This window comes from Soehngenia saccharolytica DSM 12858 (assembly GCF_059568515.1).
In genome coordinates, this window is the sequence record NZ_JCANTN010000001.1 from 34,269 (window position 1) to 56,713 (window position 22,445).

Genomic DNA, 22,445 nt, shown 5'->3' on the forward strand with positions numbered 1-22,445 from the left:
AAGGATAAAAAAATAGAGAGAATAACTCAACGGTTATCTCTCCTCTTTTACCCTTGATATACAAATGAAAAAATGTTTGTAGAATTATAGCTGAATCAGAGCTGGTGTATTTGCTTTATAAAGCAACAGTTCTTTTAATTCATCATCTAATTTTAGTATGGTTATCGAAAAGCCTGCCATATCTAATGATGTCATGTAGTTTCCAACATATGTTTTAACTATTTGAATTCCTCTATCAACAAGTACATCATAAACTCTTGAATTCACAATATTTAGTTCCATTAAAGGAGTTGCTCCCATGCCATTAACCATAACAGCAACTTCATCTCCATTATTTAATTCTAGATTGTCAAATATTTTTTCTAATAGCTCATCCACAATCTCATTGGCGGGTTTTACAATCTCTCTGTGAGTCCCAGGCTCACCATGTATCCCTATTCCAATCTCCATTTCATTGTCTCCTAGAGAAAAACTAGGTTTCCCAACAGCAGGCAAAGTACAAGAAGTTAATGCCATACCCATCGACTTGACATTTTTTATTACTTTTTCCGCTACATTTTTTACTTCCTGTAGACTACCACCCTTTTCTGATTTTGCTCCAGCTATTTTATGAACAAATATAGTCCCAGCAATTCCTCTTCTTCCTGTAGTGTAAGTGCTGTCCTCAACAGCAACATCATCATTAACTATAACCTGTTCTACCTCAATTCCTTCGTCCTTTGCCATATCACTAGCCATTTCAAAGTTCATCACATCACCAGTGTAATTTTTGATGATAAGAAGTACTCCATTTCCAGTGTTTACAGCTTTGATAGCTTCATAAACTTGATCCGGTGTAGGAGATGTAAACACTTCACCAGCTACTGCTGCGTCCAACATTCCTTCACCTACAAACCCTGCATGACTTGGCTCGTGGCCACTTCCTCCCCCACTAACCAGAGCAACTTTTCCAATTTTACGATTGCTCCTAACTATCACATTTAAGTTCTCCAATCTTTTTACATATTGGGGATGTGCTTTTACAAAACCTTCTAACATCTCATCAACTACATTTTCAGGACTATTAATTATTTTTTTCATAAAAATCAATCTCCTTCATTATTTATTTAGTTTAGAAAATTTCTTTGCTTCTTCTGCTTTAACAAGGCAAGACTCCAAACTTCCACCTATATATGCTTCTATAGATCCTGCAATAGCCCCTTCTACTATTGGTGCATCAGCAATTTTAACTTTAATATCGCTTGAGCTGTCAAGTAACATTTCAATTGCCATTTCGGTGCTAAGTATAGCACTGCCTAAATCAGCTAGTACTAAAACTCCATCTCCTGAATCTGCTTTTTCAATTGCGTTGGCAATTTTTACCGCATCTGTTCCGAGACTGTTGTCGTCTAGTCCGCCTGCTGAAATTATTTTTTGTTCTTTTCCTGCCATTTCTCTACACATTTCAACGACGCCTTCTGAAATCTTATTGCTGTGTGAAACTATTACAATGCCAACCATTTATTCACCCCTTATTTCAAATAATTTTCTAAAATGGATTTTAATAATAGTGTAAAAGATGTAGCCCCTGGATCCTGGTGCCCAATAGATCTTTCTCCTAAATAGCTAGCCCTTCCTTTTGTGGCAATTATTGTCTTAGTATATTCAACACCGTTCTCAGCAGCATTTATTGCATTTTCTAAGGCTTGTTGTATGCTCCCACCAGAATCAATAGCTTTTACGAATGCTTCATACGCTGGTTCCATAGCATCAATTATTGTTTTTTCACCTTTTGTTGCCTTTCCCCTTTCTTTCACTCCATCTAATGCCGCTTTAAACATTTGGCATAGAATATTTGAATTTATGGTATCTTCTTTAATTGCGTTGGCCGCTTTTAAAAACATTGTTCCATATAATGGACCACTTGCACCTCCTACTGTAGAAACTAGACCCATTCCTACTTTTTTCAGCACCTCTTTTAAATCTGAATCATTTTCGCTGATTTTATCTAATACAGCATTAAAACCTCTGGCCATATTAGTCCCATGATCAGCATCTCCAATTTCAGCATCTAATTGTGTGAGAAAATCTTTATTTTCAACAATTACATCTCTCATTGCTTTTATATAGCTATAAATACTTTTCTCCATATTATCCTCCCAAAATATTAAGAATTCCAAAGTTCTTTCTTAGTTGTAGAAACAGCTATTCCTCCTGCATTCAGGCATTGATAGACTTCATTTTTAGTTTCTACCAATCCACCAGCAATCACATTGATATTAGGTATCTCCGCTTTAATTTTTGATATTGCTTTTGGTATCACACCTGGCATGACTTCTACTAAATCAGGATTTACTTTTTTAATATTTTTTATGTTTAATTCTATAGAAAGAGAATCTATTACAAAAAGTCTTTGTACAACTCTTAAATCTTTCTGTACTGCAGTTTCAGCTATGTTGTTTTTAGTTGTTATGATTCCACATTTCCCATTAAATTTCTCGTGTATAAAATCCACTACGATAGGATTAGATGCAAGCCCTGTAAGCATGTCAACATGAATAAATGGAAATTTATGAGCTTTTAGTATGCTATCCACAATATATGTATATTCCATGATATCAGAGTTTAAAATGAAAATAACAGGAGAATTAGAATTTATTGCTAATTCCAAATCATTTTTCCCTTTTATCGCTGCTATCACTGGGTTTTCCTCTAATATCTGAGTTAAATCAACCCTTCTCATAATACTACCTCCTAAGTAATAACGATTTCCTATGCTCTATAAAAAAAGACATAAAATGAAAGAGGACTTAAAGACTCTCTCATCTCATGTCTTTGTTAAATTTCATTGTTTAACTAAGTCTATGATAATACAGTTAAAACCATATGTCAACTGCGTAAAAAGAATTTTTTGAAAATTCTATGTTTTTAATTTAACAAAGTTTTTAGTTAGTCTATTTCAACTCCTCCAAATAAAGCTAACCCTCTGAATACTACAGTAGGTGCGTTTTCAATAACTTGTCTTTTATGATTCATAGAATATCCACCAAATAGTGGAGTGCCCTCGATTTTTACATTCCAATCTTGTGGTATGGTGATCTCTATACCTCCAAATATTGCATTTGCCTCTATTACAATGACTTTTTTTGTAGTTTTTACATTTGTTAAATCTATCTCAATTCCGCCAAAAATTGCATTTAATTTAGCTCCTGCAAAATCCTCATTAATAACCTTCAGTTCCAATCCGGAGAACAAAGCAGTATGAGATATAAAATTATCCTTGATCGTGTTCTTTTCGAAATCATTGGAATCAAAATCGGTATCAAAATCAACTTTTATTTTTTTTTTGTTTTTTTCACTCTCAAATATCATATTTATGCCCACGATAATCAAAACTGAAGGCAAGAAATAGCTCATAATTCCTTTATTCAAATAGTTGAGTTTATTTAATTGGATAATCACTCCAAATATTAAAACAATAGCGCTAAATACCTTAGATTTTGTTTTGTCAAATAAAGATCCAAGGCCATAAAATACTATTAATAGTGGCCAATAAGTCCTCAGTATATCTCCAAAATAAAATATATCTAGTTCGTCTAAAAGAAATAAAACCCCTAGAATTATGAGAATAATACCTGCAACATGTCTACTTTTCAATCAAATCCCTCCTGTTTATTCATACTTTTGCTTTTTTTGCTACCGCTACCGAGGCATCAATCACAGCTGAGCGAAAGTTTTTTCCCTCCAATTCCTTAACTCCTTCGATAGTAGTCCCTCCAGGTGAACACACTTTATCTTTTAATATCCCTGGATGTTCTTTTGTTTCCAAAACCATTTTAGCAGCACCTAAAACGGCTTGAGCAGCAAATGTATATGCCTTATCTCTTTTCATGCCCAAAAGAACAGCTGCATCAGCCATTGCTTCAATCATCATATATACAAATGCAGGTGAAGATCCACTTACTGCTGTAACCGCATCCATTAAATCTTCTTCTATAACTTCTACTTTACCAAAAATACTAAATATTGACAACAAATCATTAATATCATTTACATCTAACCTCTCATTAGCATATAATGCAATCATTCCTTCACCTACCATTACAGGAGTGTTTGGCATTATGTTCACAAACTTAGTTTCATTGTTTAAGTTTTTCCTCATAAAGTTTGAGCTTATACCTGCGGCAATTGATATGACTATAGCATTTTTCTTTAATGCTTCTCTTATTTCGATCAATATATTTTCATATTGGTGTGGTTTTACAGCAAGCACTAAATAATCTGCATTTTCTGCAACTTCACTAGTGTCTTCTAGTACTTTTATATCGTATGTATTTTTAATTTTTTCTCTTGTTTCAACTGTTTTTGCAGTTGCTATGATATTTTCCTTGCCAAATTCATCTGATTCTATAAGCTTCTTAATCATTGCTTCCCCCATATTACCAGCGCCAATGAATCCAATTGTTTTATTCAATTTTATCCTCCTTTGTTGATTTCTTTGATTTATTTAAAATTACCCTGTAAATTAATGATGCACTAATAGACAAAACAACTCTCATTATAACTGCCAATAAAAACTCTCTTGAAGTTGGGTCTGTTATTGTTCTCCCTATAACAGTAGAAATAATCATCATTGGCATAAGCCCAATAATCGATGCTGTCATATATTTATAATAAGAAATTCGTAATGAGCCAAAAAACATGTTGACAATATCATGAGGTAATAAACCAACTATTCTTATGATAAATGCTGAAAACCATTCATTGTCTTTTACAACTGAATAAAATTCATTTAGTTTATCATATCTTGATAATATCTTTTCCTTTAAAAAATCTCCAGATGAATAACCAATTTTATATGAATATGTTAACCCTATTGCTACCCCTAATATATTCAATGGTATCGCCCAATATAGCGGAAAAATTAATCCAGAAGCTATATACAAAGCCATTATAGGTCCTACTATTGACATGGATTTTATTAAATATAGGATTAAAATTAATATGCTTGCAATAATCCTGTTTCTAGGTGACATATTTAGTATATTGTCAACTGTAATTTCTTCACCAAATATTAAATATATAATTATTCCAATTATTATCAATACCGCAGTTATGATTTTTTTATAATTAAATAAATTATCGCTACTTTTTTTTGTCATTTATAATCTCCATAAAAAATATTTAACTCATTAACAAAAATAGAGTCTCTTTAATAGATACCCATATAAAGCTAAATACTCAATTAATTTATAAAATCCCCTGCATTTTATTACAGGGGATTTTTAAAATTATTTATCTCTTTGAATATCCATTTTTTCTTTAATTACAGCCTGTGCTGCTGCTAATCTTGCAATTGGAACTCTATAAGGTGAGCATGATACATAATTCAACCCAATTCTATGGCAGAATTCAACTGAATTTGGCTCTCCACCATGTTCTCCGCAAATTCCAAGTTTAATTTCTGGTCTGGTTTTTCGTCCTAGTTCTACAGCCATTTGCATTAATTTGCCAACGCCTTCTTGGTCAATAGTTTCAAATGGGCTCTTTTTGAAAATGCCTTTCTCTACATATGCATCTATAAACTTACCAGAGTCATCTCTTGAGAATCCGAAAGTCATCTGAGTTAAGTCATTTGTCCCGAAGCTAAAGAACTCAGCCTCTTTGGCTATATCGTCAGCAGTTACGCAAGCTCTAGGTATTTCAATCATTGTACCTACTAAATATTTCAATGAGTCATTTCTTTCTTCAAATACTTTCTTTATTTCATCTTCTACTTCTTTCTTTACATATGCTAATTCTTCCTTAGCTCCAACAAGTGGTATCATAATTTCAGGAATAACTTGCATATTGTCGTTTTGTTTTAAATCCAAAGCAGCTTCAATAATTGCTCTAACTTGCATTCTATAAATTTCAGGATAAGTCACTGCTAATCTACATCCTCTATGCCCAAGCATTGGATTTAATTCATGCAATTCTTCAATTCTATCAGCTAATTCGCTATAAGGCATACCCATTGATTCAGCTAAAGCTTCAATGTCTGATTTTCTAGTTGGCAAGAATTCATGCAATGGTGGATCCAATAATCTTATAGTTACTGGTCTTTCACCCATAACTTTATATATCTCATAAAAGTCATTTCTTTGTAATGGCAATAACTCTGCTAATGCCTTCTCTCTTTGTTCCAATGATTTAGAAACTATCATTCTTCTAACAGCTGGAATTCTAGCTTCATCAAAGAACATATGCTCAGTCCTGCAAAGACCTATTCCTTCAGCTCCGAATTTAACAGCTGCTGCAGCATCTCTAGGTGTATCGGCATTTGTTCTAACTTTTAATCTTCTAGCTTCGTCTACCCAAGACATGAATATCCCGAATTTACCAGATAGCTCAGTTTGAACTTTAGGAATTTCTCCTAAATATACATTTCCAGTCGAACCATCTATCGATATATATTCTCCTTCTCTGATAACAAGTGAATTAGATCTAATCTCTTTAGCTTCTTCGTCAACTCTAATATCGCTGCAACCTGCAACACAGCATTTTCCCATTCCTCTTGCAACAACAGCTGCATGAGATGTCATTCCACCTCTTGCAGTTAATATTCCTTCAGCTAGTACCATTCCTTCAATATCTTCAGGAGATGTTTCTTGTCTAACTAAAATTACTTTTTCACCTTTCTTAGAAGCTTCCACAGCCTCCTCAGCTGTAAAGTAAACTTTTCCTGATGCTGCTCCAGGAGATGCAGGCAATCCTTTTGCAATAGGTTTTGATGATTTTAATGCTTTTTCATCAAATGATGGATGCAATAGTTGGTCTAATTGATTTGGTTCGATTCTCAATATAGCTTCTTCTTTTGAAATAACTCCTTCATCTACTAAGTCAACAGCTATGTTTATAGCAGCATGAGCAGTTCTTTTACCATTTCTTGTTTGAAGCATATAGAGCTTTCCTTTTTCAATTGTGAATTCAACATCTTGCATATCTCTATAATGTGCTTCCAATATATGAGCAATTCTTTGTAATTCTTGGTATGCTTCTGGCATAACTTCAGCTAATTCTGAAATAGGTTTAGGAGTTCTTATACCAGCAACAACATCTTCGCCTTGAGCGTTGACTAAAAATTCTCCGTATAATTTATTCTCTCCTGTAGCTGGGTTTCTTGTAAATGCAACCCCAGTCCCTGAAGTTTCTCCCATATTGCCATATACCATTGATTGAACATTAACAGCTGTTCCCAAGTCATTTGGGATCTCATTTAATCTTCTATAAACGATAGCTCTAGGATTGTTCCAAGAAGCAAATACTGCTTTTATAGCTAATTCCAATTGTTTCATTGGTTCTTGAGGAAAATCTTCATTCATTTCTTTTTTATAAAGCTCTTTGTATCTTTCTACTAAAACTTTCATATCGTCTGCATTTAAGTCAGTATCTAATGCAGCGCCTTTTTCTTCTTTTAATCCATCTAATATTGCATCGAATTTTGATTTAGAAAGACCCATTGCAATATCAGAGAACATTTGAATAAATCTTCTGTAGCTGTCATATGCAAATCTTTCGTTGTCAGTCGACTTTGCAAGCCCTTTTACAGATACATCATTTAAACCTAAATTTAAAATAGTATCCATCATCCCAGGCATTGAGAAAACTGCACCAGACCTTACTGAAACTAGTAAAGGATTTTCTGTATCAGAGAATTTTTTGCCAGTTTGTTCTTCAACTTCTCTTAAGTGCTCATAAACTTCTTCAAGAAGTTCAGGCCATAATTGTTCTCCTTCATCATAGAACCTAAGGCAAGCTTCAGTTGTAATTGTAAATCCAGGAGGAACTGGTAACCCAAGATTTGTCATTTCAGCTAAGTTAGAGCCTTTCCCACCTAACAGGGATTTCATTTCCTTTGAACCTTCTTTAAACGAATACACATATTTTTTTGCCATATAAACCCTCCTTGCTCTTTCATTAGAACTTGTATTTTAATTTGATTAACTAACTCATTAAATTTAAATGCATGAATAATTATAGCATAAAATCTATCATTTGTCACAATATTTTACAAAAGATTTTACCCATCGATTTTTAATATACCCAGATTAAAAAAAGTTTAACGAAAAAAGTGAATGGTTTTAGCCACTCACTTTAATATACATTGTGTATCGCTTTATCTATTACATCCATACTCGCTTCATGTATAGATTCACTTACCGTTGGATGAGCAAATATCATACTGACAAGCTCATTTGCAGTTGCTTCAAGCCTTACTGCTAATCCACCGATTTCTATTAGCTCCGTTGCATTTAAACCAGCGATGTGCATCCCCAATACTTCTTTTGTATTAGAATCTATGATTATCTTTACGATTCCCGAAACATCTCCCGTGATTACAGCTTTGCTATTACCATACAATGGGAACCTGCCAACTTTATAATCTATTTTATTTTTTTTGGCATCTTGTTCTGTAATTCCTACACCTGCCAATTCAGGTTTAGTATAAACGCAAAATGGTATAGTATTAAAATCAATATGAAAATTTCCACCACAAATTGTATCAGCAACTACAATTCCAGCACTAGAAGCCTGGTGTGCTAATTGTATGCCATCTGTACAATCTCCAATAGCATAAATGTTGTCAATGTTGGTTTTAAATAGTTCATCTGTTTCAATGCCTTTCTTGTTGAACTTTACACCTGATTGCTCTAGGCCTATATCTTCAATATTTGGACGCCTGCCTGTTGCCATCAGTACAACATCGGAACTAATATAAGTCTGTATGTCCTCAGTGATTATTTCAGTCTTTAGCCCTTTCCCGTTTTTTGAAATACTCACTACTTTCGCATTTTTGTATATGTCTACATCTTTGTCTATCAAGTTTTCTTCAAGATAAGATGCAATTTCATAGTCCATATTTGCTATTAAACTAGGCAGCATCTCTACAATTGTAACTTTTGTTCCTAAGTTAGAATATATATTGGCAAATTCTACTCCAATAACCCCGCCTCCTACAATCAACATGCTATCAGGTATATAATCTATTTTCAACAAGTCATCGCTAGTCAATACACCATCTAATCTATTGCCTTCAATAGGTATAAGCATTGGTCTTGAACCAGTTGCTATAACGATCTTGTCAAACTGCATGATTTTTAACCCTTGAGGTGTTGTAATCTCTATTTCGCGGTTATTGATAAGTTTTCCTCTCCCATTAACTAATTCAACATTGTTTTTGTTAAATAGAGTTTTTACACCTTCAACAAGTTGATTTACAACTAAATCCTTTCTAACATTTAACAACTCAAAATCAAGTTTAATATTGTCGATTTTTAACCCCAATGATAAACTATCTTTAATTAATAGATCGTATATTTCAGTCGAATGAAGTAGAACTTTTGTAGGTATACAGCCTTTATTTAAACACACTCCTCCTATATCTTTATCTTCAATAACTGTAACTTCAGCTCCTAATTGTGCCAATCTAATAGCACAAACATATCCCCCAGGCCCTGATCCTAACACTCCCACTCTCATCTAATCACCTCACTAACTTGGCAAATGGATTTTCAAGCGCTTTTTTCAACTCTTGTAAAAACATCGCAGCTACTGCCCCATCAACCGTTCTATGGTCTGCCGTTAAAGACAGATTCATGATTGGCAATACTATGATTTGCCCATTCTTTACTATTGGTTTATCAATTATGGCATTTATGCCGAGAATAGCAGATTGAGGTTGATTGATTATTGGGGTAAAGCTCTCTATGCCGAATTTCCCAATATTTGTTATTGTAAATGTGCCATTTTCTAATTCATTTGTTGTTAACTGGTTTGTTTTGGCTCTATATGTGAGGTCTTTAATCTCTAATGAAATTTGCTTTAAAGATTTGATGTGACTATTTTTTACAACTGGAACCAACAGCCCTTCTTCCAGTGCTACTGCAACCCCCATGTTTACATAGTTTCGAGTTATTATCTCATCTTCAATAAGGGTGCTATTTAAAAGCGGAAAGTCCAACAACAGAACTGATGTTATTTTTACAATCAAATCTGTGTAAGTGATTTTATAGTCATTGGATATTTCTTCTTTTATATCATTCAATTTTGTCATATCTACAGAAATTGTGTAGTTTACTGTTGGAGCCGTAAAAGCGCTCTGTGTCATTCTCTCGGATATAACTTTTCTCATTGTGCTCATTGGAATTCTCTTCTCAACGGGCTGTACCAAATTATCATAAGCTTTGTTTGCGCTCAATCTTAAGACATCTTCTTTGTCAATTCTTTCTTTTTTATCTATGCTACCAGCATCTAAACCAAGTTCTTCAGCAACTACATTCGCTGTAGGGGTCATTCTAATCTTTTTTCTATTCTCTAATTCTCTTTCTATATCTTCTAATACTATCCTTCCATTTGGTCCCGTCCCTTTAATCTTTGTGTAATCAATCTTATTTTCTAACGCCATTTTCTTTGCCACTGGTGATATCTTTATCTTTTCATCAGTTTTAGCTGTTGCTTCAACTGGTTTTTCTATTTTTTCATTGCTTTTTTCTTCTTGAGGTGATTCCGTTTTAGCATTACCAAGTAAGTTAGAAATATCTTCACCTGCTTTTCCGATGATGGCTACGGGTTTTAGACAGTCTACCGTTTTGCCTTCATCCTCTATAATTTTAAGCAATACACCATCCTCATCAGCTATAACGTCATTAGTCAATTTATCTGTCTCTATGCTGAAAAGTTTATCACCATTTTTTACCTCTTCATTTTCTTTCTTATGCCACTTAATTATTTTCCCATTTTTCATTGTCAAGCCAAGCTTTGGCATTACTATAATTCTAGCCATAACAATCCCCCTCTATTTACAAATGAAAAATCCCTTTTCTTGTGCTGACTCGATTGTCTTTCTAACATCAACTCTCAATGGCCCATTTTTGGTAATTTTAAATTCATAAGCATCCCCGCTTTTAAAAGGCAATTCTCGTTCCCCATCCAAAGCCATTATTCCATTGAAATTAAATTCAATCCTAAAGCTTTCATCTATTTTATGGATCACAGGTTCATCAATTCTAATAGTTTTCATAGTACCAGCGGCAATTGGCGCGAGATAGTAGTTGTTTCCTACATTTAAATTAATGCTGGCACCGAAATCATCTTTATCTGTAATTATCTTTTTAACTCCTACTATTGTTGAAAAACCAATTGCAGCAGGATGAGCATTAGAAACGATAACTTTCACTATATCCTCTTCATTCCATATTGCTCTAGAACCGACATATGTCTGTTTTGATATAACACAATCCACTAAAGCTATATCCACGAGTTTTGATTTTTTAAAAATCTCTATTCTCTTGTCTCTTATACATGTTCTATCTTTATCGCACATATTCATTGCAATAGCAGAAGCAGCCATACCTGCTACTGTACCTTCTATCATCCTCGGGTATACATTGTTTGTACCAGTGGATATCCCAATGATTGGAATAGATGAATTCCCTTTAGCAACAGCTCTTAACGTTCCATCTCCACCAAGAACCACAATTACGCCAACATCTAATTCTTCCATCAACTCAGCTGCTATAATAGTGTCTTTTAAGTTTCCTTGTACTTTCATATCCAATATTTCAACCGGCACTTTAAGTTCTTTCGATAATTTCAAATCTTCTATGGCTTTATGCCCAATTAAAAAAGTATCAGGCATAATGTAAATTTTTTCTACACCTGTGCCTTGTGAGGCTAAGATAATTCTCTTTACTATATTTATCTTCTCATTATTATCAACAACAGTTGCATGAGATACAAGCCTTCTTATATCTTTGCCTGATGCTGGATTTGCTATGATTCCCATGGACTTCATATTATCACCTCTTTTAAGAGGCAACTTAAAGTTGCCTCTCTTAGAACATAGTTTTAACAGCTTTTACTATATCTTCCGCATTAGGAACATAATAATCTTCAAGTACTGGCGAAAATGGAACAGGAGAATTTACAGCGCATAATCTTTTAATAGGTGCATCTAAATTATCAAAGCACTCTTCAGCGACCATTGCAGAAATTTCTCCAGCAAAGCTTCCTCGTTTATTCTCCTCTGAAACAATAAGCAATTTGTTTGTCTTTTCGATTGATTTAAACAGAGTTTCCTTATCAAATGGGAATAAAGTTCTCGGATCAAAGATCTCTATTTCTATGCCATCTTTGGAAAGTTCTTCAGCAGCTTTCAAAGCTTCATGCACCATTCTTCCAGTAGCTGCAACTGTCAAATCTTTTCCTTCTCTTTTAATGTCTGCCTTGCCGAACTCGATTGGTTTAGCGTTTTCATCAACTTCTCCTCTTACACCGTATAAAATCTTGTGTTCAAGGAATACAACTGGGTTATCATCTTCAATGGCCTTAAGCATTAGTCCATATGCGTCATTTGGACAACTTGGATAAACAACTTTTAACCCAGGTATATGAGCCAACCAAGCTTCTAATGATTGAGAGTGCTGAGCGGCAGCTCTAGTTCCAGCCCCAAGTGGGAGTCTGACGACCATTGGAAGTTTTATCTTGCCACCAACCATATATCTCATTTTTGCAGCCTGATTTACTAATTGATCTGCTCCAACTGTGACAAAATCTATAAACATCAATTCTGCAATAGGTCTTGTTCCAGTCGCTGCAGCACCAACAGCACATCCAATTATTACCCCTTCTGATATAGGTGTGTCTCTAACCCTCTCTGCTCCGAATTCATCAAACATTCCCGCAGTTACTCCAAAGCATCCTCCAAATGCGCCAACATCTTCGCCCATTACAAATACTGTCGGGTCTTCTCTCATCTTTAAACTCATTGCTTCTCTTATTGCTTCCATCATGCTTAGATTTTTCATTTTTCTACCTCCTCTACTATATCAGTATAGATGTCTTCTACAACAGACTCTATTGGAGGCCATGGACTCTCCTCAGCAAACTTAATTGCTTCCTTTATTTCACTGGATATTTGGCTATCTATATCATTTAATTCTTCTTTGCTCAAAATGTTATTATCAATCATGTAATTTATCAACCTTGGAATAGGGTCTTTGCTCATCCATTCAGCTACTTCTTCTGCTGGTTTGTATTTAGCTGGATCGCCTTCAAAGTGGCCATGATGTCTGTAAGTTTTGCATTCTATTAAACTTGGGCCTTGCCCATTTCTTGCTCTTTCAATGGCTTCTCTTGCTGCCTCATAAACAGCGAATATATCATTTCCGTCAACAACAACACCTGGTATATTGTATGCCACAGCTCTATCTGCAATGTCTTGAATTGCTTGATGTCTAGATTGATGCATGGAAATTCCATAAAGGTTATTCTCACATACAAATATTACTGGGAGTCTCCATATGCTTGCTAGATTTAACGACTCATGAAAAGTTCCTTGGTTAGTAGAGCCATCTCCGAAAAAACATGCACACACTTGATCTGTGCCTCTTAATTTTGCACTTAATCCAGCGCCTGTAGCAATATTTTGTCCTGCGCCAACTATTCCGTTTGCACCAAGAATCCCTCTTGTTGCATCTGCAATATGCATGGATCCTCCTTTTCCTTTACAATATCCTGTTTCTCTGCCATATAATTCTGCCATCATGTATTTTACATCGCCGCCTTTAGCAATTATGTGCCCATGTCCTCTATGGGTACTTGTGATATAGTCATCTTCTCTAAGGTTCGCACAAACTCCTGTAGCAACGGCTTCTTCGCCAATATATAAGTGTACGAATCCATGTATTTGTCCTTCAGCAAACAATTTACTTGCATTGTTTTCAAATTCTCTAATTTTCTTCATAGTCTTATACATTTCTATTATCTTTGTATTATTGAGTTCCAAAATAATCCCCCTCCTTACTTAATCTCTACTTCGACACATGCCAATGCTGCTTCTATGCTGTCATTTTTGTCCCCAAATTCAGCGATGTACAATCCTGAGACTGTCAAGCCTCCCTTTACAACGACCACCTCCTTTTCCCCAACTGGCAAACTCTCTTTTACTTTATCTATATCTACTTCCTCAGGTCTGCTAACCGCAACAGTTGCCTTTACTTTTATGCCATTATCTAAATCTCTTATGTTCAAAATTTCAGTTAATCCACACAAGCAAGAATGTGAAACAGCATCCTTTACAGCTTTTTTAGCTGCATTAGTGACATCCTGGCCGTGAAAATCACAGCCCATGCCAAATTCAACTATGAATCTTTTCATTAGTCCACCACCTTTCAAATTTCATTTCAATCATTATTAATGCAATTATCATGCCAAACGATTTATCTATTTAAAGCCTTGAATTTCTTGTGCAAACCAAATGAGCATAAAAAAATTCCCACTTATGAAAATAAAAGTATCATAAATGGGAATTCAAATAATAATTCTACCTGAATTCTTTTGGATTTATATTGTAACATTTTAGTTTCCTATATATAGTCGATTTGCTCATTCCCAACAATTCACAAGCTGCTAGGACATCTCCTCGTGTCTTAGTTAAGGTTTTTTTAATTGCCAATTTCTCTCCATCGGTAATTGTAAAAACATCTGAATCTTCATCTACAACTGTTTCTTTAAAAAAAATATCTTTAGGTAAACACTCGGATGTTATTACATTGTCTTCGCATAAGTAATATGCTCTCTCAATTGTGTTTTCAAGCTCTCTTACATTTCCATACCAAGAATATAAATTTAATCTATTCAAAAAATCCTCTGAAAAAGACTTAGATGTTCCATTTGTTTTATTTAATCTAGATAAAAAATGTTGTGCTAACAAAAACACATCTCCTGTCCTATCTCTTAATGGCGGAATATAGACTCTAAAAACATTAATCCTATAATACAAGTCCTCTCTAAAATTCTTCTTTCTGACCTCATCAATCAAATTTCTATTGGTTGCAGCAATTATTCTAACATCAATTTTCTTTGGCCATTTTCCACCAATTCTTGTGACAGTAAAATCATCTAGAACTCTTAAAAGTTTCGCTTGAAATTCTAAAGGCAACTCACCTATTTCATCTAAAAATATAGTACCCTCATTTGCTAGCTCAAACTTCCCTATCTTGCCTTCTTTGTTTGCCCCTGTAAAAGCTCCTTTCTCATATCCAAAAAGTTCGCTTTCAAATAGATCTTTTGGCAATGATGCACAATTTATTGCTACAAATGGGCCATTGCTCCTATTGCTCATGTTGTGAATTGCATGAGCAAATAATTCTTTGCCTGTTCCACTTTCCCCTTCAATGAGTACGCAACCCTTTGTTCTAGCAAACTTTTGTGCATCTTTTATTGATCTTTTTAAAACGTCGCTATTAGTTACTATATCATCAAATGTATAAATTGCTTTATTCCCAGAAACTACATTGACCGTATGTTGCACACTTCTCATCTCTTTAAAGGAAATTGCCATACCTTTTGTTTTTTCTTCAATGCTAATATTGGAGACCTTTACACTGCAAGGGATTTTCTTGTCATTAACAATAAACACCCAATCAATTCTATCTTTAAATGCTTCAGGATGCTTGAATATTCTAGTTCCCAAAATATCTCTTATGTCAACATCATAAAGTGTATTTGCATCAACACCCAATATTTTCTCTCCAGATTTATTCACCAATTTTATTTTATAGTCATCCGTAACTATCATAATGCCATCTGAAACTGCTTCTACAGAACTCTTTAGCATCGCATGGGATTGATAAAGGAGCAATTGATTTTCCATAGAATAACTTGCAGCTACTACTATTCCCAAAGTATGGCTATGAGCTTTATCTGAATGGCCAGACATATCCAAACACCCAATTATTTCACCATTTGCGCTATGTATAGGTGCTGCTGAGCATGTCCAATTATGGTGGCTATTGCAATAGTGTTGGGCTCCTATTACTTGAAGTGGTCTGTTTTCATATATACTTGTGCCAATAGCATTTGTTCCTACGCATTCTTCAGACCAAAATGCTCCAGGAACAAAATTTAAATTTCTAGTTTCTTTTAAAATTTTCTCTTCCCCTATAACTTCTAAAATAAGGCCATTTTTATCAGTTAATACAAGAGCAAATCCCGTTCCCATGACCAAATCATTTAAATTTTCCATAATTGGCAATGCTATTGCAATCAACTCTTTATTCTTTTCTTTTTCTCTTTCTAATTGTTCTTTAGAGATTAATTTACCTTGCCCCAGATTTATGTCAAGTGAATTCTTAGAACACCTTATCCAAGACTTCTTTATATAATCATCAACATCATCCTCCAAAATGCCTTCCATAACAAATTTTGTCCAGTTTTCTTTATATTTCTCCAATATTTCTTCAACCATTCTTCTCACCTCACAATTTAAAAAAATTGGTTTCAGATCCATTAGCTACAGCGGCCACTATACCTTCATCATCATTATTATATAATTCATGCTTTAAACAATCTTTAATGAATGGGTGAAATTCTTTTGTTAGTACTTCTCTTTCATTGATAAAATGCAAACTCCCTTCATTATTTGCCACGACTTGATTTGTTGTAATTTCTCCAAAATAAATATAATTTATAAATAGGCAATCATTTAAATTTAAGGCTATGAACTTTAATTTTAATGAAGTAATATCAGACTCTTTCAATCTGGTTTCTTCGCTAATCTCTCTAAAAACCGCAATATCTGGATTAAAGAGCTCTTCTTTTTCGATATGACCTCCTACTCCATACCATAACCCTCCGCCAATAAGATTGTCTGCATTTCTTTTTTGAAGAAGATAAGAATTTTTGTATTTCAAGAAGGCTGTAACAAAATAATTAATTACCATATATATCACCATAATATTTATACCCTATTGAATATCAATGAACTTTCTAATTATAAGCAAATTTGTTATAATATCAACATATTATAATTGGAGGATTTATTATGAAAATGAAATTTATGATTTTATTAACTGTTATAACAATGATATTATCAGGATGCACAAATGGTGTATCTCCTGAAAAAGCTTCAATGTCAACATCTAAAGAGACTGCGAAAAATGATTTAATTTATTTCATAATGACAGACAGATTCTATGATGGAGATCCAACAAATAATTATGATGTAGATAAAACTGATCTTAAAAAAAGGCATGGGGGAGATTTAAAGGGTATAATTGAAAAATTGGATTACATTAAATCTCTTGGTACTACAGCTATATGGCTTACTCCTGTAATGGAAAATGAAAAAGACGGTTATCACGGCTACTGGATTAACGACTTTTATAAAGTTGATCCCCACTTAGGGACTATCGATGATTTAAAGTTACTAGTTGATGAAGCTCATAAACGTGATATGAAAGTTATTTTAGATTATGTGGTAAACCATGTAGGCTATGACTCCCCATGGCTAAATGATCCTAACTATAAAGATTGGTTTAATGAAAACCAAGAGATTTATAATTGGAATGATCAAACACAAGTAGAAAATGGTTGGCTTTTAGGACTACCTGACTTAAACTTTGACAATCCCGATGTTGTAGATTTCTTCTTAGAGAACTCACTATGGTGGATAAAAGAAACAGGAATAGATGGATTCAGATTAGATACTGTAAAACACGTGCCAAAAGAATTTTGGTCAAAATTTACATCAAATATTCTTGACAAATACCCAGATTTCTTTTTTTTAGGAGAAGTATGGTCAGAAAATGTTCATTACATTGAACAGTATGAATCTACTGGGATCACAGGTTTTACAAATTATCCACTATACAAAGCTATCACTACTACTTTCAATGAATATGGAAAATCCAGCAAGTTAAAAAATGCTATCAAAGTAGATATGAAAGTGCTAAACAATCCAAATAATGCCATATTTATCGATAATCACGACAACCCAAGATTCATATCAAAGCATAGGCATTTTGCAGACGAGTACTATAAAGAAGCTTTAACTTTTATTATGACATACCCAGAAATTCCAGTAATATATTATGGAACTGAAATTGGCATGGAAGGAAAAGAGGACCCATTGAATAGAGCGGATATGGAATGGGAAAAAACTGAAAATTCACCTAAGCTAGAATATTTCAAATCGCTATCAAAATTAAGAACAAATGATGTCATAGCCAATGGAGAATTTATATTATTAGAAACAGATGATGATTGTATAGCTTACCAGTATATTAATGACAAAGACAGCATTATAATCGTCATGAATTTAAATAACAAAGATAAGAACTTTGAATTGAAAATTAGCGGAAGCTCAAAGAAATTATATGAATATGACAGTCAAGACAAAATAAAAATTTCTAATGGAATTGTAAATATAAATCTGCTACCATTAGAAATCAAAATTTATTCTACTGTTAAACTTTAGTGTGAATGCTTATGATGAATATCAGGTGTATGTGCATGAGTATGAATTAATTTTTCATGTGTGTGTTCATGAGAATGATACCCTCTTACATCATAATCATGATAATGGTTATGATGTAAGTCATCGTGTCTATGAGAATGTTCATGAACAATAGATTCATGAGAATGCTCGTGAATGTGATTTTCCTCAATCGTAAAGTAAACCCCTAAAATCATAATTACTAAAGATACAATAAATCTAAGTTCGATTGCTTCATCAAATAAACTCCAAGATGTCAAAACACCTACGAAAGGAGCTATGGAATAATAAGCACTAGTCCTAGCTGCACCTAAATCTCTTTGAGCTCTTATATACATATAAATGCTAAGTCCATACGCCAAATAACCTAGTATTAAAGCTGAAATTATGTAAATGAAATTTATTTCAATGGATTGTAAATACATCGCGATCATTAATGCCGCAAAACCAGAACCTAGCCCTTTTATTATAACTACATCTATCGGATTTTTTATAGAAAGCTTTCTAGTGACATTGTTTTCAAAGCCCCATGAAATAGTCGCTAACAAAACGAATATAGCTCCTACTGAAAAATCAATCCCTTCAATTGTATCTAATGACAATATGATAGAAGATAATGTGATTAATCCAATCGCTAGCCACATTTTGCCCCCTAGTTGCTCACCAAATAAAATTAAAGCTATAACAGATGTTGCGACTATTTCAAAGTTGTTTAGCAAGGACACCGTAGATGGACTGGTTCTCTCAAGTCCAACCATCAAAAATATAGGAGCTATGACATCTAATACTATCATGGCGAATATATATGGTAAATCCTTTTTATCCAGATTTGCTTCACTTTGTGATTTCAAATTAATTGTCAATATTTTGGTAAGTAACATTCCAATTCCTGCTCCTAAATACAGCAAAGCAGACAAAAAAGAAGGTGAAAGTACATTCAATATTATCTTTGAAAATGGTGTACTAATGCCATATAATGCAGCAGCTAAGATTGCATAAATTATAGCATTATTCACTTTATATTTATTATCTTTCATATGTTCATTCCCTTTTAATGCGATTCTTGTTTTTCATTTCATACATTCTCTTATCAGCTATCTTAATAAGTTCATCATAATTGATTGAGTCTTTTTCAAATGTTGATATGCCATAGCTAAATGACACAATGATTGAGTTTCCATCAACAGTTATTGGACTTTGTTCCATGTTCTCTAATAGCTCATTCAATCTATTATCCAATTTATCAAAATCAGTATTTAAGAAAATAGCAATAAACTCGTCTCCAGCATATCTAGCAAAAACATCGCTTCTTCTGATGATTACTGATAATCTCTTTGCAAAAGTCTTAATCGCCTCATCTCCAGCAAGATGTCCAAAATTATCGTTAATGTATTTTAAGTTGTTTAAATCAAACATTACTAAATGAAAAGTTTCATTATATCTTAATGCTCTTTCTTTAAAACTCTGGAATAATTGGGCAAAATACCTTCTATTGTATACACCAGTCAAAGAATCATGTGTTGCCAAATAAAAATTCGCATGGTTCATAATGTAATTGCTAATTGCAATTTCAGTGTTCGTTTGAATGAATTCCATAAGTTTTAAATCATTTTCATCAAATGCATTTTCATATATCGCATCTAGATTTATGCAACCATAAAACACATTTTTTACATATAAAGGTGCTACTATTGAAGATCTTATATAATAATCGCCTTCAGTTGTTTCTAGTGGTACAAATATTTCAAAACTAGATACATCATTAATTATAGCTACAGTATCTAATTTCCCATTAGTTGCCCTGTATATAAAACTTTCTTCTAGAGGAAGTGAAAAATTGCTGATTTCGCTGTCTCGATATCCTCTGTGAGCTACTACCTTTAAATTGTTGTCCTCTTTTACCATTACACTGCCTAATTTAGCATGTTTTATTGCCTTTAATGATTCCTCTAAAATGATGTCATAGATCTCTTCTATTTCTTTATCAGTATTTGCAGCACGATTTATGAGTAACATGGAATCAGTAGTATTTGCAATTGTTGTAATCTCTTGTTGTGCGATTTCCATTTGCCTAAGCAACTCATTCTTATTAATTAATAGATCATTCATTGTCTTTCGAACGTCATATAGCATGTCTTTTTTTTCATCTATCTTGTAATTTAAATCAATACCTTTTGGAATATTTAATATATCGTCTATCAACTTGTTGACTGGATTGATAATAGCATTCTTTTGAAACATGACAAAAATTAACACTATGATAAATAAAATTAACGCAAATAAACTAAAAATTAGTATTAATTGCTGCCCAGTTTTCAAGGTTCCAGTTAATGGCGAAAAATTAACAAGAAACATATTCGCGTCCTCTAAATAAGTATAGGCAAGAAAACCTTCTCCACCAGCAAATTCTGTGCGTTTAAGATAATTTTTAACATTGGGGTTAAAATTTGGTATCAGCTTATAAACTGTTATAACATTTTCACCGGTTGAATTAAGATTACTGTTGATTTCTTTATGGCCAACTATCACGCCCTTTGAATCCACCATAAAAGAATACCCTTGCTTGATATTGTCGTATGGATTTAATATATCAGTAATGGCGTCAAAATCAAAGTCGCTAGCAACTACCCCTTGCAATTCTCCCAGCTCATTATAATATGGTTTAGCTAATGTAACTGTCCATTTATTTAAAAAAGCATCTAAGTATACATCAGTGTATATAAGTCTTTTTTCTTTTACTGCTTCTACATACCATGGTCTCTCCTGGACAACATAGTCATCTGGCGGAACCCAATCTGTCCCTGCTAGTAGCTCCCCATCAGCTGTGCCAATATAAAGCGCTGTAAACTGTTTCTTTTCTTCCATAAGAATTTTTAAATATTTCAGGACTTCTTCTTTAGAAGGTTCTATTTGCATAAATGATGCTAGATCCTCAACTACTATTTCATGCGCTTTAAAAGTAGCTTTAATAAGGTTCGTTTTGCTTTCTATCTCAAATTTAGCCCTTGATTCTATTTGAGCCTCAATTATATTTGAAAAATAGTTATAGCCAATTCCACCTAGTATGGTGACAAAGAAAGCCATGATCAAGGCATAAATATAAAATTTTCTAGATATTCTGTTCATCAATTGTCCCCATCCATAATAATTCTTAAATATCAAGCCCTAAAAATTGTTTTACTACAATCCCTATTAGAAAAGATATAGTTGCAACTCCTAAACTAACTGATGCCATCTCTCTGAATTTATGCTTAAAAGATAAATCTTTTGCTATCGATATATAATAATTAAAAGCAGCAATAATAGCCACAACAAATCCTAACATTATAATCAAGGCAACAGTGTAACTGCTATCTGGTAAAATTGCATAAGGAATTAGCAGCACAAATACTGTTATTAGATATGCAACTCCAGTGTATAATGCTGATTTCAATGCGTTCCTGCCACCTTCATTTTTTGTTGACAAATACTCCGAAGACGCCATTGACAAAGTCGCAGAAATACCGGCTATCAATCCTGCTAAAAATATAAGCTTATTGCTCTGCATAGCAAATGTCCATCCTGCAAGACTACCTGTAAACTCAACTAAAGCATCATTTAACCCTAAAACTATAGACCCAACGTATTGTAATCTTTCTTCATCTATCATAGCCAATAATTCTATTTCATGTTCGTCTTCTTCCCTTAATATAATATCAATGTCTGGAACTTTATCCCTCAATTCATCTATAAACTCTTTGGTGGCCATCTGACTGAATTCATTTAATCTTTTTTCCATTATCTTGGCAGTAAATGTGTAGCCTAGCAACTTGCCTAGTAAAACATACCATCTGACTCTATGCATATTTGGTTTCACATCTACTTTTGTATATTTCTTCCATATTTCATAATGCCCATCTTCTTCTTCGGCAATTCTTTTAAGCACTTCTTTATCGTGTTCGTTTTTAATGCTATTTAATAACCTTAAATACACTTCTCTCTCCATCAATTCGTCTGCTTGCATTTTCTTAACAGTTTCGAGGAAATCCAACTCTTTCACAAAATCACCTCCGTAGAAATAGGATATAATATCCAATTATATCCTATTTAATGTTCGTAATCTATATTTTTTGATTAAGCATTTCAAAATTATAAAATATTTCATAAA

Annotated in this window: 20 protein-coding genes; 1 reads left to right on the plus strand and 19 read right to left on the minus strand. The window is 33.5% G+C overall.

The features are described from left to right. Window positions 1-84 precede the first annotated feature (84 nt). From dhaK to BO51_RS00270, 16 genes are all read right to left on the minus strand, one after another. A complete protein-coding gene (dhaK, locus tag BO51_RS00195; protein ID WP_496482982.1) occupies window positions 85-1,080 on the minus strand; it encodes a dihydroxyacetone kinase subunit DhaK in 996 nt (331 codons plus the stop codon). A gap of 18 nt (window positions 1,081-1,098) precedes the next feature. Beyond that, entirely contained in the window at window positions 1,099-1,500 is a 402-nt protein-coding gene (dhaM, locus tag BO51_RS00200; RefSeq protein WP_496482983.1) for a dihydroxyacetone kinase phosphoryl donor subunit DhaM, read from the minus strand. An 11-nt stretch (window positions 1,501-1,511) separates the two neighbouring features. Further along, a complete protein-coding gene (gene dhaL / locus BO51_RS00205) occupies window positions 1,512-2,129 on the minus strand; it encodes a dihydroxyacetone kinase subunit DhaL (RefSeq protein WP_496482984.1) in 618 nt (205 codons plus the stop codon). Window positions 2,130-2,146: 17 nt separating this feature from the next. Continuing rightward, window positions 2,147-2,722 (minus strand): glycerol-3-phosphate responsive antiterminator, encoded by a 576-nt coding sequence (locus tag BO51_RS00210; protein WP_496482985.1) that lies wholly within the window; start codon window positions 2,720-2,722, stop codon window positions 2,147-2,149. A 206-nt stretch (window positions 2,723-2,928) separates the two neighbouring features. Beyond that, on the minus strand, window positions 2,929-3,636 hold the full coding sequence (locus BO51_RS00215) for a LiaF transmembrane domain-containing protein (protein WP_496482986.1): 708 nt from the start codon (window positions 3,634-3,636) through the stop codon (window positions 2,929-2,931). A gap of 19 nt (window positions 3,637-3,655) precedes the next feature. Then, a complete protein-coding gene (gene proC / locus BO51_RS00220) occupies window positions 3,656-4,453 on the minus strand; it encodes a pyrroline-5-carboxylate reductase (RefSeq protein WP_496482987.1) in 798 nt (265 codons plus the stop codon). Next, the gene (locus tag BO51_RS00225; protein WP_496482988.1) at window positions 4,446-5,141 is read right to left on the minus strand and encodes a TVP38/TMEM64 family protein; all 696 of its coding nucleotides are present in this window, start codon (window positions 5,139-5,141) and stop codon (window positions 4,446-4,448) included. The genes proC and BO51_RS00225 overlap by 8 nt, the downstream gene beginning before the upstream one ends. Before the next feature lie 129 nt (window positions 5,142-5,270). After that, a complete protein-coding gene (gene ppdK, locus BO51_RS00230; RefSeq protein WP_496482989.1) occupies window positions 5,271-7,916 on the minus strand; it encodes a pyruvate, phosphate dikinase in 2,646 nt (881 codons plus the stop codon). Between the two features lie 199 nt (window positions 7,917-8,115). After that, a complete protein-coding gene (gene lpdA, locus BO51_RS00235; protein ID WP_496482990.1) occupies window positions 8,116-9,501 on the minus strand; it encodes a dihydrolipoyl dehydrogenase in 1,386 nt (461 codons plus the stop codon). 4 nt (window positions 9,502-9,505) lie between these two features. Continuing rightward, window positions 9,506-10,804, minus strand: a complete 1,299-nt coding sequence (locus BO51_RS00240; RefSeq protein ID WP_496482991.1) for a dihydrolipoamide acetyltransferase family protein — start codon at window positions 10,802-10,804, stop codon at window positions 9,506-9,508. 12 nt (window positions 10,805-10,816) lie between these two features. Then, a complete protein-coding gene (locus BO51_RS00245) occupies window positions 10,817-11,815 on the minus strand; it encodes an ATP-NAD kinase family protein (RefSeq protein ID WP_496482992.1) in 999 nt (332 codons plus the stop codon). Window positions 11,816-11,855: 40 nt separating this feature from the next. Further along, window positions 11,856-12,827, minus strand: a complete 972-nt coding sequence (locus tag BO51_RS00250) for an alpha-ketoacid dehydrogenase subunit beta (protein ID WP_496482993.1) — start codon at window positions 12,825-12,827, stop codon at window positions 11,856-11,858. Beyond that, on the minus strand, window positions 12,824-13,807 hold the full coding sequence (gene pdhA, locus BO51_RS00255; protein WP_496482994.1) for a pyruvate dehydrogenase (acetyl-transferring) E1 component subunit alpha: 984 nt from the start codon (window positions 13,805-13,807) through the stop codon (window positions 12,824-12,826). Before pdhA ends, BO51_RS00250 begins: the two co-directional genes overlap by 4 nt. A gap of 14 nt (window positions 13,808-13,821) precedes the next feature. After that, window positions 13,822-14,178, minus strand: a complete 357-nt coding sequence (locus tag BO51_RS00260) for a Lin0512 family protein (RefSeq protein WP_496482995.1) — start codon at window positions 14,176-14,178, stop codon at window positions 13,822-13,824. A 166-nt stretch (window positions 14,179-14,344) separates the two neighbouring features. After that, on the minus strand, window positions 14,345-16,270 hold the full coding sequence (locus BO51_RS00265; protein WP_496482996.1) for a sigma-54-dependent Fis family transcriptional regulator: 1,926 nt from the start codon (window positions 16,268-16,270) through the stop codon (window positions 14,345-14,347). A gap of 10 nt (window positions 16,271-16,280) precedes the next feature. After that, window positions 16,281-16,745, minus strand: a complete 465-nt coding sequence (locus tag BO51_RS00270; protein WP_496482997.1) for an NUDIX domain-containing protein — start codon at window positions 16,743-16,745, stop codon at window positions 16,281-16,283. 101 nt (window positions 16,746-16,846) lie between these two features. Here BO51_RS00270 and BO51_RS00275 point away from each other — a divergent pair, with 101 nt between their 5' ends. Further along, on the plus strand, window positions 16,847-18,280 hold the full coding sequence (locus BO51_RS00275; protein WP_496482998.1) for an alpha-amylase family glycosyl hydrolase: 1,434 nt from the start codon (window positions 16,847-16,849) through the stop codon (window positions 18,278-18,280). On the opposite strand, the gene BO51_RS00280 is transcribed toward BO51_RS00275, so the two are convergent. The 3 genes from BO51_RS00280 to BO51_RS00290 are packed head-to-tail and all read right to left on the minus strand — an operon-like array spanning window position 18,277 to window position 22,337. Then, complete coding sequence (locus BO51_RS00280; RefSeq protein WP_496482999.1) at window positions 18,277-19,335, minus strand: DMT family transporter; 1,059 nt, start codon at window positions 19,333-19,335, stop codon at window positions 18,277-18,279. The genes BO51_RS00275 and BO51_RS00280 overlap by 4 nt on opposite strands. A gap of 4 nt (window positions 19,336-19,339) precedes the next feature. Then, window positions 19,340-21,424: a sensor domain-containing diguanylate cyclase gene (locus BO51_RS00285; protein ID WP_496483000.1), complete on the minus strand. Its 2,085-nt coding sequence runs from the start codon at window positions 21,422-21,424 to the stop codon at window positions 19,340-19,342. 25 nt (window positions 21,425-21,449) lie between these two features. Beyond that, a complete protein-coding gene (locus tag BO51_RS00290; RefSeq protein WP_496483001.1) occupies window positions 21,450-22,337 on the minus strand; it encodes a VIT1/CCC1 transporter family protein in 888 nt (295 codons plus the stop codon). Window positions 22,338-22,445 lie beyond the last annotated feature (108 nt).

Coding starts and splice junctions, on each gene's coding strand:
- BO51_RS00265 (WP_496482996.1), bottom strand. CDS start 16,270: ATGGTTGAAGAAATATTGGAGAAATATAAAGAAAACTGGACAAAATTT.
- BO51_RS00270 (WP_496482997.1), bottom strand. CDS start 16,745: ATGGTAATTAATTATTTTGTTACAGCCTTCTTGAAATACAAAAATTCT.
- BO51_RS00245 (WP_496482992.1), bottom strand. CDS start 11,815: ATGAAGTCCATGGGAATCATAGCAAATCCAGCATCAGGCAAAGATATA.
- dhaM (WP_496482983.1), bottom strand. CDS start 1,500: ATGGTTGGCATTGTAATAGTTTCACACAGCAATAAGATTTCAGAAGGC.
- BO51_RS00225 (WP_496482988.1), bottom strand. CDS start 5,141: ATGACAAAAAAAAGTAGCGATAATTTATTTAATTATAAAAAAATCATA.
- BO51_RS00240 (WP_496482991.1), bottom strand. CDS start 10,804: ATGGCTAGAATTATAGTAATGCCAAAGCTTGGCTTGACAATGAAAAAT.
- dhaK (WP_496482982.1), bottom strand. CDS start 1,080: ATGAAAAAAATAATTAATAGTCCTGAAAATGTAGTTGATGAGATGTTA.
- BO51_RS00210 (WP_496482985.1), bottom strand. CDS start 2,722: ATGAGAAGGGTTGATTTAACTCAGATATTAGAGGAAAACCCAGTGATA.
- BO51_RS00275 (WP_496482998.1), top strand. CDS start 16,847: ATGAAAATGAAATTTATGATTTTATTAACTGTTATAACAATGATATTA.
- BO51_RS00280 (WP_496482999.1), bottom strand. CDS start 19,335: ATGAAAGATAATAAATATAAAGTGAATAATGCTATAATTTATGCAATC.
- lpdA (WP_496482990.1), bottom strand. CDS start 9,501: ATGAGAGTGGGAGTGTTAGGATCAGGGCCTGGGGGATATGTTTGTGCT.
- dhaL (WP_496482984.1), bottom strand. CDS start 2,129: ATGGAGAAAAGTATTTATAGCTATATAAAAGCAATGAGAGATGTAATT.
- ppdK (WP_496482989.1), bottom strand. CDS start 7,916: ATGGCAAAAAAATATGTGTATTCGTTTAAAGAAGGTTCAAAGGAAATG.
- BO51_RS00260 (WP_496482995.1), bottom strand. CDS start 14,178: ATGAAAAGATTCATAGTTGAATTTGGCATGGGCTGTGATTTTCACGGC.
- BO51_RS00285 (WP_496483000.1), bottom strand. CDS start 21,424: ATGAACAGAATATCTAGAAAATTTTATATTTATGCCTTGATCATGGCT.
- BO51_RS00250 (WP_496482993.1), bottom strand. CDS start 12,827: ATGAAAAATCTAAGCATGATGGAAGCAATAAGAGAAGCAATGAGTTTA.